This is a genomic window from Nocardia brasiliensis NBRC 14402, from assembly GCF_000308475.2.
Taxonomy (GTDB): Bacteria; Actinomycetota; Actinomycetes; order Mycobacteriales; family Mycobacteriaceae; genus Nocardia; species Nocardia brasiliensis.
On record NZ_BAFT02000016.1, the window covers coordinates 274,992 to 288,295 of the forward strand.

Below are 13,304 nucleotides of genomic sequence, written 5' to 3' on the forward strand. Positions count from 1 at the left end.
AACGGCGCGCGTAGGGTCGGCACCCATGAGCATTCGCCTCGGCTATCAAATGCCCAACTTCACGTACGGACAGCCGGTGCGTGAGCTGTTCCCGACCGTGGTCGCGCAGGCCAGGGCGGCCGAGGCCGCCGGTTTCGACACCGTGTTCGTGATGGACCACTTCTATCAACTGCCGGGGCTGGGCACGCCGGACGATCCGATGCTGGAGTCCTACACCGCGCTGTCCGCACTGGCCGCCTCGACCGAGCGAATCCAGTTGTCGGCGTTGGTGACCGGCAACACCTATCGCAACCCGGCACTGCTCGCCAAGACCGTCACCACGCTGGACCTGGTCAGCGGTGCTCGCGCGGTGCTCGGCATCGGCGCGGGCTGGTACGAACTCGAGCACACGGCCTACGGTTTCGAGTTCGGCACGTTCACCGAGCGTTTCGAGCGGCTCGACGAGGCGCTGCAGATCATCCGGCCGATGCTGCGCGGCGAGCCGGCCACCTTCGACGGCAAGTGGTACCGGGCCGAGCACGCGATGAACGAGCCGCGGCTGCGCGACGATCTGCCGATCATGCTCGGCGGTTCCGGGGAGAAGAAGACCTTCGCCCTGGCCGCGCGGTACGCCGATCACCTCAACATCGTGTGCAACGCTTCGGAATTGCCACGGAAGATGGCGGCCCTGCACCAGCGCTGCGCCGAGATCGGCCGCGATCCGGCGACCCTGGAGGTCAGCTACCTGTGCATGCTGTTCCTCGACGAGGACGGCGACCAGGCCCGCAAGCAGCAGCGAGACTTCCTGCGCGGCAACGGCATCGAGCTGTCCGGCATGTCCCCTGCGGAGCTGGCGCAGTCCGTCGCGGACCGCCAGTTCGCCGGCGACGCCGACGAGGTCGCCGAGCAATTGCAGCGCCGCGTCCTCGATCACGGCGTGCAAGGACTCGTCGTCAACATGCTCACCAACGGCCATCGCCCCGGTGCGGTCGAGCTCGCGGGACATGCCCTTGCGCCGCTGGTGCGTTGATCGAACGTGCCCTGAAAACTGTTGGGAGTACGGAAACTTTTCCGGTCGATAGAATCGGCAACGTGACAGCGTCCACACCGGAGCGGCGGGGTTCTTACGGATTCGACGCGCCACCGATCATGGTCCTGCTAGGCGTGCTCGCGCTCGGGTTCCTGATCGGTGCGGTGGTCGACGTGCTGGTCGGCGAACTCGCGTCGGCGGCGGTGCTGGTGTTGATCGGGCTCGCGATGGCCGCGCAGTTCAGCCTGTTCCTGCACGCCACCCGGCGGGGTAAGTTCCGCGCCTGGGACGGGCTGCTGGACGACCTGCGGCTGCGCGGCGACGAGCGCCTGCTCGATCTCGGCTGCGGGCGCGGTGCGGTGCTGCTCGCCGCGGCCAAGCGCTTGCCCGAGGGTAAGGCCGTCGGCATCGATCTGTGGCGTTCGGTCGACCAATCCGGCAACAATTCCGCGACCACCGCGCAGAACGCGGTCGCCGAGCAGGTCGCGGACCGGATCGAACTGCACACCGGCGACATCACCTCGTTGCCGTTCCGGACCGGCGAGTTCGACGTCGTCGTCTCCAGCCTGGTCATCCACAACATCAAATCCTCGGCGGGGCGCGCGGCCGCCGTGCGGGAGGCGCTGCGCGTGCTGCGGCCCGGCGGTCACCTCGTCCTCGTCGATATCGGCCGGACCGGCGAATACGAGACCACGCTCGTCGCCAACGGCGCCCAAGCCCTGCGCGCCCGAACCCTCGGTTGGCAGGTCTGGTGGGGCGGCCCCTGGATGCCGACCCGCACCCTGAGCGCCACCGCCCCACCCGCCACCGCCTGACCCGCCGATGAATTCCCTCGGTGCGGAACGTCTTCAGTAACAGGCGAATTCCGAACGGGAGGAACGGCGATGCGGGAATTGATCGTGACCGAGAACATCACGCTGGACGGCGTGATCGAGGCCGCGGAGTGGTTCGAGGTGGCCAACGCGGCCGGTGTGGATCAGTCCGACCTGGTAGCGACGTTGCGGTCGCATATGGCCGATTCCGACGCGGTCCTGTTCGGCCGGGCCACCTTCGAGGACATGCGGGGCTACTGGCCGGCGCAGGCCGACGACACCACCGGGGTCACCGATCATCTGAACCGGGCGACCAAGTACGTCGTCTCCGGCACCCTCGACCAACCGGACTGGGCGAACACCGTGGTGCTGCGTGGTCCGCTGGTCGAGGAGATCCGCGCGGTCAAGGCGGCGCCGGGCAAGGCCATCGTGGCCACCGGCAGCATCCGGCTGGTGCATGCCCTGATCGCCGCCGACCTGGTCGACGAGTACCGGATGTTCGTCTATCCGGTCGTGCGGGGCACCGGTCGGCGCCTGTTCACCGGGGGTGCGGCGATCCCGGCGCTGCGGCTCGTGGAGACGCGCCCCTTCGAATCGGGGGTGGTGCTGCTGCGATACCGGCCCGCCTAGCCTCAGTTGAAGAGGTTCGCGAGGCCGGACGCGATGCCGCGCAGCAGGCGGAAACCGCCCGCTGTGGCGTATTCGACGGCGACGTCCTGGCCGATGTCGGTGACTGTTTCGCGGGCGGTGTCACGCGCGGTGCTACGCCTGCGTCGGCGGCGGCGGAAGATCCCCATGACCTGTTATACCGGCGGGCCGCCTCGGCGCAACAAGTCCAGGCGATTTCAGGTGCTCGCGGTCCATCTGGCACAATGAACCACCGTCCTTCCGGACAAAGTGTCAGCCCGTCTCCGGTTACGTACCGCGCGGCGGTCACACACTCCAAGCGCTAAACCGGGCTCGCAGACCATGCGGGTCGCTGAATTGCGCCGTGACCAACCAATGAAAGAGGCAGAACAAGCATGGCTGTTCGCATCAAGCTCACCCGCATGGGCAAGATCCGCAACCCGCAGTACCGCATCGTCGTCGCGGACGCGCGTACCCGCCGGGACGGCCGGGCCATCGAGTCCATCGGCAAGTACCACCCGAAGGAAGAGCCGTCGCTCATCGAGATCGATTCCGAGCGCGCTCAGTACTGGCTGGGTGTCGGCGCGCAGCCGACCGAGCCCGTCCAGCGCCTGCTGGAGATCACCGGTGACTGGCAGAAGTTCAAGGGCCTGCCGGGCGCCGAGGGCACGCTGAAGGTCAAGGCCGCCAAGGCGTCCAAGCTGGACCTGTTCAACGCCGCGCTGGCCGCCGCCGACAACGCCCCGACCACCGAGGCCGTCACCCCGAAGAAGAAGGCCGCCAAGAAGGACGAGGCCGCCGTGGCCGAGACCGAGGCTGCTGAGTAATGAGCGCAGTCGTCGCCGATGCTGTGGAACATTTGGTTCGCGGCATCGTCGCGAATCCGGATGACGTCCGCGTCGAGCTGATCACCGGCCGCCGCGGACGCACCGTCGAGGTGCACGTTCACCCTGATGACCTGGGCAAGGTGATCGGTCGCGGCGGTCGTACCGCGACCGCGCTGCGCACCCTGGTCGCCGGTATCGGCGGCCGGGGCATCCGGGTCGACGTGGTCGACACCGACCAGTAGATGGAACTTGTCGTAGGACGGGTCGCCAAGTCGCACGGCGTGCGTGGCGAGTTGGTCGTCGAGATACGCACCGACGAGCCGCAGGCCCGGTTCGCGCCGGGCAGCACGCTGCGCGGACGGCTGGCGCGGTCCAAGGAAGTTCGTGAGTTCACCGTGGAGTCGGCCCGAGAGCACTCGGGCCGGCTTCTGGTGTTTCTCGACGGCGTCAGCGGGCGCGAGGCGGCCGACGCGTTGCGCGGAATGCTGTTCGTGGTGGACAGCGCCGATCTGCCGCCCTCGGACGATCCGGACGAGTACTACGACCACGAACTCGAGGGGCTGACCGTCCGGCTCACCGACGAGACCGTGGTCGGCACCGTGCGTGAGGTCCTGCATTCGGCTGCGGGAGAACTGCTTTCGGTGCGGGCCGCCGCGGACGGCCGGGAGATCCTGATCCCGTTCGTCACCGCGATCGTGCCCACCGTCTCGCTGGCGGAACGGCTGATCGTCATCGATCCGCCCGAGGGACTGCTCGATCCGGAGTAGGGGATGAGCGTATGAAACTCGACGTCGTCACGATCTTCCCCGAGTACCTCGAGCCGCTGCGGACCGCGCTGCTCGGCAAGGCGATCGACAAGGGCCTTATCTCGGTCGCCGTGCACGATCTGCGCGACTGGACGCACGACGTGCACAAGTCCGTCGACGATGCTCCGTACGGCGGCGGCCCCGGCATGGTCATGAAGCCGACGGTGTGGGGCGACGCGCTGGACGCGGTCTGCCCCGACGACGCGCTGCTCGTCGTCCCGACGCCCGCGGGCGTCCCGTTCACTCAGGCGACCGCGCAGCGCTGGGCCACCGAGAACCATCTCGTCTTCGCGTGCGGCCGGTACGAGGGCATCGATCAACGCGTCTTCGACGATGCGGCCCGTCGGGTGCGCGTCGAAGAGGTGAGCATCGGCGACTACGTGCTGATCGGTGGCGAGGCCGCCGTGCTCGTGCTGGCCGAGGCCGTGGTCCGGCTGATCCCCGGGGTGCTCGGCAATCAGCAATCCCACCAAGAGGATTCGTTCTCCGACGGCCTGCTCGAGGGCCCCAGCTACACCCGTCCGGTCACCTGGCGCGAGCTCGAGGTCCCGCCGATCCTGCTCTCCGGCGACCACGCCAAGGTGGCTGCCTGGCGCCGCGAGCAGTCCCTCGCGCGCACCCGTGAGCGCCGCCCCGACCTGCTGCCCTGACCTACCTAGGGCAGCAGCCCGTGCCGCCGCGCCGCGACCACCGCCTCGTGGCGTGAGTGCGCGTCCAGTTTCGTCATCGCGTTGCGCAGGTAGCTCTTGACCGTTTCCGCGGCGAGCGAGAGCCGTTGCGCCGCCTCCTGATTCGTGCAGCCGAGGGCGACCTGCGAGAGCACGTCCAGCTCCCGCCGGGACAGCTGGGGCGCGTCGGCGGCGGGTGCGCCGACCATGACGCGGGTGAGGCGTTCGCACACCGTGTGCAGCCGTCCACGCAGGTTGTCGTCGTCGGCCGAGCGGGCCATGCCGCGCAGCTCGGCGTGGATGTCGCGGAGTTCCTCGGCGACCGCGGGCGCGGTGTCGGAGGCGGGCGCGGTCATCTCCAGCAGGCGCAGCCTGCGGTCCACCTCGTCCCGGACGGCGATCTCGGTGGCCAGCCTGCGGCCCGCCTGCACCACCAGATCGGCGGTGCGGTCGCCGATCGGACTGGCGCCGCGGGTGGCGGCGTAGAGCACGGCCCGCGAACATTGACCGACCACCACCGGCACGGCGACGATCGAACGCAACCCTTCGCCGGACACCGGCCCGTCGTAGTGATGGGTGATCGTGGAGGTGTTGACGTAGTCGGCGACCGACGCCGGACGGCCGGACTCCATCACCCGCCCGCCCAGCCCCGAGGTGCGCAGCACGGACAGACCGCGCAGTCCATTGGTCAGGGTGCCGACGAATTCCGATAGCAGTAGCGCATCGCCGTGCACCTCGCCGCCGAACGCCACCGGCACCCCGGCCGTGCCCGCTACCCAGCGGATTTCGGCGCGCAGCGCGTCTGAGTCGCGCGGGCGGAGCAGCGCGGTGTGGGTCATGGGACTCACCCCTTTTCGGGGGTAGTGGCGAACTAGGTGTGACCCACATCCTATTAGGACCAACGGGACGTAGTGCGTGTTCGGTCACGCCTGGCGCGCGGCGGGGACGCGCCAGTGCGTGACCCGAACACTGAGGAGTGACGAGATGGGTATCGACTTGAATCCACGCGTGCGGGAGTTGCTGGACATGTACGACCGGCCGGACGCCTCGGCCGCCGACGTACTGTGCGATCGGCATCCCGCGAACGGGATCGCGTTCACCATCGTCGAGAGCGACCTGTCGTCGACCGATCTCACCTATGGCGAACTGCGGGAGCGCTCGTCCCGGTTCGCCGCGGCGCTGGCCGACCTCGGGATCGGGCCCGGCGATCGGGTGGCGACGTTGATGGCGAAGTCCGCGGATCTGGTGGTCGCCCTGCTGGCCATCTGGCGCCGCGGGGCGGTGCACGTCCCGCTGTTCACCGCGTTCGCGCCGCCCGCCATCGCGTTCCGGCTCGAGGCGAGCCGGACCACGGTCGTCATCGCAGACGCCGACCAGGCGGGCAAGCTCGCGCCGGGGCCGGACATGCCCGCGGACGCGCCGTGGCAGGTCATCGTCAGCGGTGCGGCGCCGAGCGGCACGCTGAGCATGGCGGAGCTGCTGGCCGGCAAGTCCGCGGACGATCCGAACGCCGCCGCGGTCGCGGTCGGCGGGGACGGGCTGCTGATCCAGCTGTTCACCAGCGGCACCACCGGCACCCCGAAGGGGGTGCCGATTCCGTTGCGCGCCTTGGCTTCCTTCCAGGCGTATCAGGAGTTCGCGCTCGACGTCCGCACGGACGACGTGTACTGGAACGCCGCCGATCCGGGCTGGGCCTACGGCCTCTACTGGGCGATTCTGTCGCCGCTGTCCAGCGGCATCCGCAGCCTGCTGCTGCACGCGGGTTTCTCCGCGCCGCTCACCTGGCAGGTGCTCGAACACTTCGGCGTCACCAATTTCACGGCCGCGCCGACGGTGTACCGCGCGCTGCGCGCGGCGGGTGGCACGCCGCCGCGGATCAGGTTGCGCCGCGCGTCTTCGGCGGGTGAACCGCTGACGCCCGAGGTCGTGGCCTGGTCGCTGGAGAATCTCGGCGTCGCGGTGCGCGATCACTACGGCCAGACCGAGCACGGGATGCTCATCTGCAATGCCTGGCACGAGGCGCTCGACGCGGAGGTGCCCGCAGGGTCGATGGGACGCACACTGCCGGGCTGGACCTGCGCGGTGCTGGCCGACGACGCGGACACCGTCGCGCCCGTCGGCGAACTCGGCCGCGTCGCGATCGATACGGCCAACAGTCCGCTGCTGTGGTTCCTCGGCTATCTGGACGCGCCCGAACGCACCGCGCAGCGCTTCACGCCGGACGGCCGCTGGTACCTCACCGGTGACGCGGGCTCGCAGGACGAGAACGGCTGCTTCCACTTCTCCGCCCGGGACGACGACGTGATCATCATGGCCGGGTACCGGATCGGCCCTTTCGAGGTGGAAAGCGTGCTGGTGCTGCACGATCAGGTCGCCGAGGCCGCCGTGGTCGGCATGCCCGACGAATTGCGCGGCGAGGTGCTGGAGGCGTTCGTGGTGTTGCGCGACGGTTCCGGGGGCAGCGACGAGCTCGCGGCCCAGTTGCAGGATCTGGTGAAGCGGAAGTTCGCCGCGCACGCCTATCCGCGCACCGTGCATTTCGTGCCGGAGCTGCCGAAGACGCCCAGCGGCAAGGTGCAGCGATTCGTGCTGCGGCAGAAGGGAAACAAGTGATGTCGCAGCCCAGCTACGCCTCGGGGACGTCGCAGACTCCGCTGCTCGGCGACACCATCGGCGGCAATCTCGACCGCGCGGTGGCGGCGCATCCGGATCGGGAAGCGTTGGTGGACAAGACCTCCGATCGTCGCTGGACCTATCGGGAGCTGGGTGCGGCGATCGACGCGCTGGCCACCGGGCTGGCCGCGCGCGGCATCGCGAAGGGCGACCGGGTCGGCATCTGGGCGCCGAACTGTGCGGAATGGTTCTTCGCGCAGTACGCGACGGCGAAGATCGGCGCGATCCTGGTGAACATCAATCCCGCCTACCGGACCAGTGAGCTGGAATACGTCCTGCGCCAGGCGGGCGTGCGCGTGCTGATCGCGGCCGCGGAGTTCAAGACCTCGAACTACGTCGCGATGATCGACGAGGTCCGCCCGAACTGCCCGGCGCTGGAACAGGTGCTGATCCTGGGCACGCCGGAGTGGGACGAGCTGGCGCGGACCGCGATCGATCCGGATCGGCTGGCGGCACGCGCCGCGGAACTGTCCATCGACGACCCGATCAACATCCAGTACACCTCGGGCACAACGGGTTTCCCCAAAGGGGCGACGCTGAGCCACCACAACATCCTGAACAACGGCTTCTTCGTCGGGGAGCTGTGCGGCTACACCGAGCAGGACCGGATCTGCGTGCCGGTGCCGTTCTACCACTGCTTCGGCATGGTGATGGGGAATCTGGCCGCCACCAGTCACGCTGCGGCGGTGGTGATTCCGGCGCCCGCATTCGATCCGGTGGCGACCCTGGCCGCGGTCGAAGCCGAGCGCTGCACCTCGCTCTACGGCGTGCCGACCATGTTCATCGCCCTGCTCACCGAACTCGACACCGCCACAACTGATCTGTCCAGCCTGCGCACCGGCATCATGGCCGGCTCGCCGTGTCCGGTGGAGGTGATGAAGCGGGTGATCGATCGGATGGGCATGCACGAGGTGTGCATCTGCTACGGCATGACCGAGACCTCGCCGGTCTCCACCCAGACCCGCCGCGACGACGGCATCGATCGCCGCACCGCCACCGTCGGCCGGGTCGGCCCGCATCTCGAGGTCAAAATCGTCGATCCCGCAACAGGTCTCACCGTGCCCCGCGGCGAGCCGGGCGAATTGTGCACCCGTGGTTACTCGGTGATGCTCGGCTACTGGAGCGATCCCGGCAAGACTGCCGAGGCCATCGACGCCGCCCGCTGGATGCACACCGGCGATATCGGCGTGATGGACGACGACGGCTACCTGGCGATCACCGGGCGGATCAAGGACATGGTGATCCGCGGCGGCGAGAACATCTATCCCCGTGAGATCGAGGAGTTCCTCTACACCCACCCGGACATCCTGGATGCCCAGGTCATCGGCGTACCCGACCCGAAGTACGGCGAGGAGCTGATGGCCTGGGTCCGGATGCGCGAGGGCGCGGCGCCGTTGGACGCGACGAGGGTTCGCGAGTTCTGCACCGGCAAATTGGCGCATTTCAAGATTCCGCGTTACGTGCACGTGGTGGACGAATTCCCGATGACCGTCACCGGAAAGATCCGCAAGGCCGAAATGCGTGAATTGTCCCGTGCGCTACTCGCTTTGCCGGATCAGACCTGAGATGAGGTGCCCCGATTACTACGGTCATGTGACCCGGAGGTGGCGACCATAAGGTGGGATGAGTTCGACTGTCGGGGGGATCTGACACATCTGATATCGAGAGGTCTTGCATGTCCATCGGTTCGTTGTCCCGTGTCCTGTCTTGTGTTTTCGCCACCGCGGCGCCTCTGCTGATGTTCGCGCCGCAAGCTGTAGCCGCGCCGGACGGCCAGTACAGCTGCTCGGGTGTCTTCCTGCTGGGTGACGGCACAGGGGAAGTCGAGTCGTGCATCTACGCCGAGAACGGAGTGCCGCGCGCCTTCGGCGGCCTCACCATCAAGAACACCATCACGCCGGACAACTGCACGATGGAGGTGACCGTCGTGGACCGGGGCGGCGCTCCCGACGGTTCCGACGCGCACGTCGCGACCAGCGAGTTCAACTGCTTCAACGGACGGTACCCGTCCCCGCCGCTGACCGTGGACGCCGCCGACGCGAAGCCGGGGCATCGCTACGTCACCGTCACCAAGGTCACCGTGAACGGTAACGTCAACTCGCCCATCTTCAGCCCGGAACTGGTCCTGTAGTAGATGATTCGCGTCTGCGCGCCGAAATCGCCGAACCGGGCCGGGCATCCTCGGCCCGTTCGGCGTGCTCGCGTGCAGCCCGGACGCCTGCGGCGCGGGCGGTCGGGCAGGCCGGTTCACCTGGGTGTGGGCCCCGTGTCGGGCGACGGAGGTAGTGTCTCCGGCGTGACGACAGCGCCCGAGACCACCAGTGCAGAGTCCCAGCCCGTGTCCGCCCCCGCGACGATCGTGAGCCAGGCCAGCGTGAATCGCCGCATCGCCGACGAGCTCGCGGTGCGCGAGACCCAGGTGCGGGCCGCCGTCGAGCTGCTCGACGCCGGCTCGACCGTGCCGTTCATCGCGCGGTACCGCAAGGAGGTCACCGGCGGTCTCGACGACGCGCAACTGCGGCAGCTGGACGAGCGCCTGCATTACCTGCGCGAACTCGACGAGCGCCGCGGCGCGATCCTCGAATCCATCCGGGGCCAGGGCAAACTGGACGACGCCCTGCACCAGCAGATCATGCTCGCCGAAACCAAGGCCCGGCTCGAGGACATCTACCTGCCCTACAAGCCGAAGCGGCGCACCAAGGCACAGATCGCCCGCGAGGCGGGGCACGAGCCGGTCGCCGACGCGCTCATCTCCGATCCGACCACCGATCCCGCGCAGTACAACGCCGAGCAGTTGGACGGTGCGCGATCGATCCTGGTCGAGCGGTTCGCCGAGGACGCCGACCTGGTCGGCGAGCTGCGTGAACTGATGTGGAACCGCGGCCAGGTCACCTCGACGGTGCGCGCGGGCAAGGAGGAGGCCGGCGCCAAGTTCGCCGACTACTTCGAGTTCAGCGAGCCGTTCACCAAGCTGCCCTCGCATCGCATCCTCGCGCTGCTGCGCGGCGAGAAGGAAGAGGTGCTGACGCTGCACCTCGAGCCCGACACCGAAGAGCCGCAGCCGGGCGAGCGAACCATCTACGAAGGTCGCATCGCGGTGAAGTTCGGCATCGCGGACAAGGGCCGCGCTGCCGACACCTGGCTGCTGGACACGGTGCGGTGGGCCTGGCGGACCAAACTCCAGGTGAGCCTCGGCATCGATACCCGCATGCGCTTGCGGCAAGCCGCCGAGAAGGACGCGGTCGACGTGTTCGCGGCGAACCTGCGCGACCTGTTGCTGGCCGCGCCCGCGGGCACCCGCACCACCATGGGTCTGGACCCGGGCTACCGGACCGGCGTGAAGGTGGCGGTGGTCGACGCGACCGGCAAGGTCGTCGCCACCGAGGTGATCTACCCGCACAAGCCGCAGGGACAGACCGAGAAGTCGCTCGCCGTACTCGGCGCGCTGGTCGCCCGGTTCGGCGTCGAACTGATCGCCATCGGCAACGGCACCGCCTCGCGCGAGACCGATGCCCTTGCCGCCGAGCTGATCTCGCGGATCCCCGAGAACAAGCCGACCAAGATCGTGGTGTCCGAGGCGGGCGCCTCGGTGTACTCGGCCTCGGCGTACGCCACCCAGGAACTGCCGGACATGGACGTGTCGCTGCGCGGCGCGGTGTCGATCGCGCGCCGGTTGCAGGACCCGCTCGCCGAGCTGGTGAAGATCGACCCGAAGTCGATCGGTGTCGGCCAGTACCAGCACGACGTGTCCGAGACGCTGCTGGCGCGCTCGCTGGGCGCGGTGGTCGAGGACGCGGTGAACGCGGTCGGCGTCGATGTGAACACCGCCTCGGTGCCGCTGCTGTCCCGGGTGTCGGGTATCGCCGGTTCGGTCGCGGAAAGCATTGTCGCGCACCGGGACCAGCACGGACCCTTCCGCAGCCGGACCGCGCTGCTCGACGTGCCGCGCCTCGGCCCGAAGGCGTTCGAGCAGTGCGCGGGCTTCCTGCGTATCCGCGGCGGCGACGACCCGCTGGACACCTCCTCCGTGCACCCCGAGGCCTATCCGGTGGTGCGCCGGATCATGGAATCGACCGGTCGCGACATCACCGAGGTCATCGGCAACACCACCGTGCTGCGCGGGCTGCGCGCCGACGACTTCACCGACGAACGCTTCGGTGTGCCCACGGTGACCGACATCATCACCGAACTCGAGAAGCCCGGCCGCGACCCGCGCCCCGAGTTCAAGACCGCCGAATTCGCCGCGGGCGTGGAGAAAGTGGCCGACCTGGAGCCCGGCATGGTGCTCGAGGGAGTCGTCACGAACGTCGCGGCGTTCGGCGCGTTCGTCGACATCGGCGTGCACCAGGACGGCCTCGTGCACGTCTCGGCGATGTCGCACAACTTCGTCAAGGACCCGCGCGAAGTGGTGAAGTCCGGCGACGTGGTCAAGGTGAAGGTGCTCGAGGTCGATGTCGCCCGCCAGCGCATCGGGTTGTCGCTGCGCCTGGACGACGAGCCGGGTGCCCCCGCCAAGGGTGAGAACAGGCAGCGCGGTCAGGGTGGTGACCGCAAGGGCGGCCCTGAGCGGCAGAATGGGCAGGGCAGGAACCAGCAGGGCCGCAACCAGGGTCAGGGTCGCAACCAGGGCCAGGGGCAGTCGCGCGGCGGTGGCAACCAGCGCCGCAACGCGCCCGCGCCGAGCGGTTCGATGGCCGACGCGTTGCGCCGCGCCGGTTTCGGCCAGTAGGACCCCTATCGCGGACGGAGGATGCGGGAAGCCATGCGACGGTGGCTCGACGAAGACGTGATCGCGCAGGGCAGGCTTCCGCTGCTGTGCTTCCTGCTCGGGTTCATCGTCGGCTTCCTGCTGATCCGGCTCAGCGTCCGGCTGATCCGCAAACAGGTGCGGTGGTGGCCGGGCAACCTGCGCTCCGGCGGGGTGCACATCCACCACATGGTGTTCGGGGTGATCCTGGTGCTGGCCTCCGGCATCGGCATGGTCACCCTGTACCAGAGTGCCGACACCGCAACGGCTTCCGCGCTGGCGGCCGCTTTCGGCGTCGGGGCGGCGCTGGTGCTCGACGAGTTCGCGCTGATCTTCTACCTGCGTGACGTGTACTGGGAGGAGCAGGGACGGACCTCGGTGGACGCGGTGTTCGTCGCGCTCGCGGTCACCGGTCTGCTGCTGCTCGGCTTCCATCCGCTGTGGATGCTGGACATCAACGACTTCCGCAGCGACCCCAACACGGAGGTCCGGATCTTCGTCGTCGCGTTCTCCCTGGTGAACCTCGCGCTCGCCGCCACCGTCATCGCGAAGGGCAAGATCTGGACCGGCTTGTTCGGCATGTTCTTCCTGCCGCTGCTCGTCGTCGGCGCGCTGCGGTTGAGCAGGCCGGGCGCGCCGTGGGCGCGCTGGCGCTACGCCGACCGCCGTCGCCTGATGTACCGCGCGATCGTGCGCGAGCGCCGGTACCGGCGTCCGGTGATCCGCGCCAAGATCTTCGTGCAGGACCTGGTCGCCGGCAAACCGGACGTCGAACACGTCCGGACCGCCGCCGAAGCCGAACTCACCCGAACGGTCGTCCCCGCCCCACCCGCCCCCCACCGCCACCACCTCTCCCTCTTCTCCCACGACCACGAACCCGACCTCCCCGACCCCGAACTGGAACCAGCTGCCCCCGACCGCCCCACGCCCTGACCCCTGCCCCCACAGACCCGCCGGACGATTCCGCGCGCCGAGCCGGAGTCGCCCGGCCGAGCCAGAGTCGCGCTACCGCACCGGAGTCGCGCTACCGCACCGGAGTCGCGCTACCGCACCGGAGTCGCGCTACCGCACCGGAGTCGCGCTACCGCACCGGAGTTGCCCTGCCGGGCCGGAGTTGCCCTGCCGGACCGGAGTT

General features: G+C 68.8%; 14 protein-coding genes. 12 read left to right on the forward strand and 2 right to left on the reverse strand.

The genetic code is table 11. The annotated features are described in order from the left end of the window. Positions 1 to 25: 25 nt before the first annotated feature. The 3 genes from TY25_RS04190 to TY25_RS04200 all read left to right on the forward strand — a co-directional run bounded on the left by TY25_RS04190 (position 26) and on the right by TY25_RS04200 (position 2,451). Complete coding sequence (locus TY25_RS04190) at positions 26 to 1,009, forward strand: LLM class F420-dependent oxidoreductase (protein WP_042254173.1); 984 nt, start codon at positions 26 to 28, stop codon at positions 1,007 to 1,009. A 62-nt stretch (positions 1,010 to 1,071) separates the two neighbouring features. Continuing rightward, positions 1,072 to 1,824 carry a class I SAM-dependent methyltransferase gene (locus TY25_RS04195; RefSeq protein WP_042254174.1) on the forward strand — a complete coding sequence of 251 codons (753 nt, stop codon included), beginning with the start codon at positions 1,072 to 1,074 and terminating at the stop codon, positions 1,822 to 1,824. Positions 1,825 to 1,893: 69 nt separating this feature from the next. Beyond that, positions 1,894 to 2,451, forward strand: a complete 558-nt coding sequence (locus TY25_RS04200) for a dihydrofolate reductase family protein (protein ID WP_042254175.1) — start codon at positions 1,894 to 1,896, stop codon at positions 2,449 to 2,451. A 2-nt stretch (positions 2,452 to 2,453) separates the two neighbouring features. Here TY25_RS04200 and TY25_RS42400 read toward each other — a convergent pair whose 3' ends face one another. Beyond that, positions 2,454 to 2,618, reverse strand: a complete 165-nt coding sequence (locus tag TY25_RS42400) for a hypothetical protein (RefSeq protein ID WP_156055040.1) — start codon at positions 2,616 to 2,618, stop codon at positions 2,454 to 2,456. A gap of 225 nt (positions 2,619 to 2,843) precedes the next feature. On the opposite strand from TY25_RS42400, the gene rpsP reads away from it, so the two are divergent. From rpsP to trmD, 4 genes are read left to right on the forward strand one after another with little or no spacing between them, the layout of a single operon-like run. Then, positions 2,844 to 3,275 (forward strand): 30S ribosomal protein S16, encoded by a 432-nt coding sequence (gene rpsP, locus TY25_RS04205; protein ID WP_014987048.1) that lies wholly within the window; start codon positions 2,844 to 2,846, stop codon positions 3,273 to 3,275. Then, positions 3,275 to 3,517, forward strand: coding sequence for an RNA-binding protein (locus TY25_RS04210; protein WP_011210690.1), 243 nt, complete (start codon positions 3,275 to 3,277; stop codon positions 3,515 to 3,517). Before rpsP ends, TY25_RS04210 begins: the two co-directional genes overlap by 1 nt. Next, on the forward strand, positions 3,518 to 4,042 hold the full coding sequence (gene rimM, locus TY25_RS04215) for a ribosome maturation factor RimM (RefSeq protein ID WP_042254178.1): 525 nt from the start codon (positions 3,518 to 3,520) through the stop codon (positions 4,040 to 4,042). It begins immediately after the preceding gene. An 11-nt stretch (positions 4,043 to 4,053) separates the two neighbouring features. Next, a complete protein-coding gene (trmD, locus tag TY25_RS04220) occupies positions 4,054 to 4,731 on the forward strand; it encodes a tRNA (guanosine(37)-N1)-methyltransferase TrmD (RefSeq protein WP_042254179.1) in 678 nt (225 codons plus the stop codon). Positions 4,732 to 4,736: 5 nt separating this feature from the next. Here the strand turns inward: trmD and TY25_RS04225 are convergent, their stop codons facing one another. Further along, the gene (locus TY25_RS04225) at positions 4,737 to 5,588 is read right to left on the reverse strand and encodes a helix-turn-helix transcriptional regulator (protein WP_042254180.1); all 852 of its coding nucleotides are present in this window, start codon (positions 5,586 to 5,588) and stop codon (positions 4,737 to 4,739) included. A 145-nt stretch (positions 5,589 to 5,733) separates the two neighbouring features. On the opposite strand from TY25_RS04225, the gene TY25_RS04230 reads away from it, so the two are divergent. The 5 genes from TY25_RS04230 (at position 5,734) to TY25_RS04250 (ending at position 13,102) form a co-directional block, all read left to right on the forward strand. Further along, complete coding sequence (locus tag TY25_RS04230; RefSeq protein ID WP_042254182.1) at positions 5,734 to 7,362, forward strand: AMP-binding protein; 1,629 nt, start codon at positions 5,734 to 5,736, stop codon at positions 7,360 to 7,362. After that, entirely contained in the window at positions 7,362 to 8,987 is a 1,626-nt protein-coding gene (locus TY25_RS04235) for an AMP-binding protein (protein ID WP_042254184.1), read from the forward strand. The genes TY25_RS04230 and TY25_RS04235 overlap by 1 nt, the downstream gene beginning before the upstream one ends. A gap of 110 nt (positions 8,988 to 9,097) precedes the next feature. Continuing rightward, entirely contained in the window at positions 9,098 to 9,553 is a 456-nt protein-coding gene (locus TY25_RS04240) for a hypothetical protein (RefSeq protein WP_042254185.1), read from the forward strand. A 165-nt stretch (positions 9,554 to 9,718) separates the two neighbouring features. Continuing rightward, complete coding sequence (locus tag TY25_RS04245; RefSeq protein WP_081868655.1) at positions 9,719 to 12,151, forward strand: Tex family protein; 2,433 nt, start codon at positions 9,719 to 9,721, stop codon at positions 12,149 to 12,151. Between the two features lie 33 nt (positions 12,152 to 12,184). Beyond that, a complete protein-coding gene (locus TY25_RS04250) occupies positions 12,185 to 13,102 on the forward strand; it encodes a hypothetical protein (protein ID WP_042254243.1) in 918 nt (305 codons plus the stop codon). Positions 13,103 to 13,304 lie beyond the last annotated feature (202 nt).

Excerpts from the sequence above, each read along its gene's own strand:
- TY25_RS04190 (WP_042254173.1), top strand. The coding sequence starts at position 26 with ATGAGCATTCGCCTCGGCTATCAAATGCCCAACTTCACGTACGGACAG.
- TY25_RS04200 (WP_042254175.1), top strand. The coding sequence starts at position 1,894 with ATGCGGGAATTGATCGTGACCGAGAACATCACGCTGGACGGCGTGATC.
- TY25_RS42400 (WP_156055040.1), bottom strand. The coding sequence starts at position 2,618 with ATGGGGATCTTCCGCCGCCGCCGACGCAGGCGTAGCACCGCGCGTGAC.
- rpsP (WP_014987048.1), top strand. The coding sequence starts at position 2,844 with ATGGCTGTTCGCATCAAGCTCACCCGCATGGGCAAGATCCGCAACCCG.
- TY25_RS04210 (WP_011210690.1), top strand. The coding sequence starts at position 3,275 with ATGAGCGCAGTCGTCGCCGATGCTGTGGAACATTTGGTTCGCGGCATC.
- rimM (WP_042254178.1), top strand. The coding sequence starts at position 3,518 with ATGGAACTTGTCGTAGGACGGGTCGCCAAGTCGCACGGCGTGCGTGGC.
- trmD (WP_042254179.1), top strand. The coding sequence starts at position 4,054 with ATGAAACTCGACGTCGTCACGATCTTCCCCGAGTACCTCGAGCCGCTG.
- TY25_RS04225 (WP_042254180.1), bottom strand. The coding sequence starts at position 5,588 with ATGACCCACACCGCGCTGCTCCGCCCGCGCGACTCAGACGCGCTGCGC.
- TY25_RS04230 (WP_042254182.1), top strand. The coding sequence starts at position 5,734 with ATGGGTATCGACTTGAATCCACGCGTGCGGGAGTTGCTGGACATGTAC.
- TY25_RS04235 (WP_042254184.1), top strand. The coding sequence starts at position 7,362 with ATGTCGCAGCCCAGCTACGCCTCGGGGACGTCGCAGACTCCGCTGCTC.
- TY25_RS04240 (WP_042254185.1), top strand. The coding sequence starts at position 9,098 with ATGTCCATCGGTTCGTTGTCCCGTGTCCTGTCTTGTGTTTTCGCCACC.
- TY25_RS04250 (WP_042254243.1), top strand. The coding sequence starts at position 12,185 with ATGCGACGGTGGCTCGACGAAGACGTGATCGCGCAGGGCAGGCTTCCG.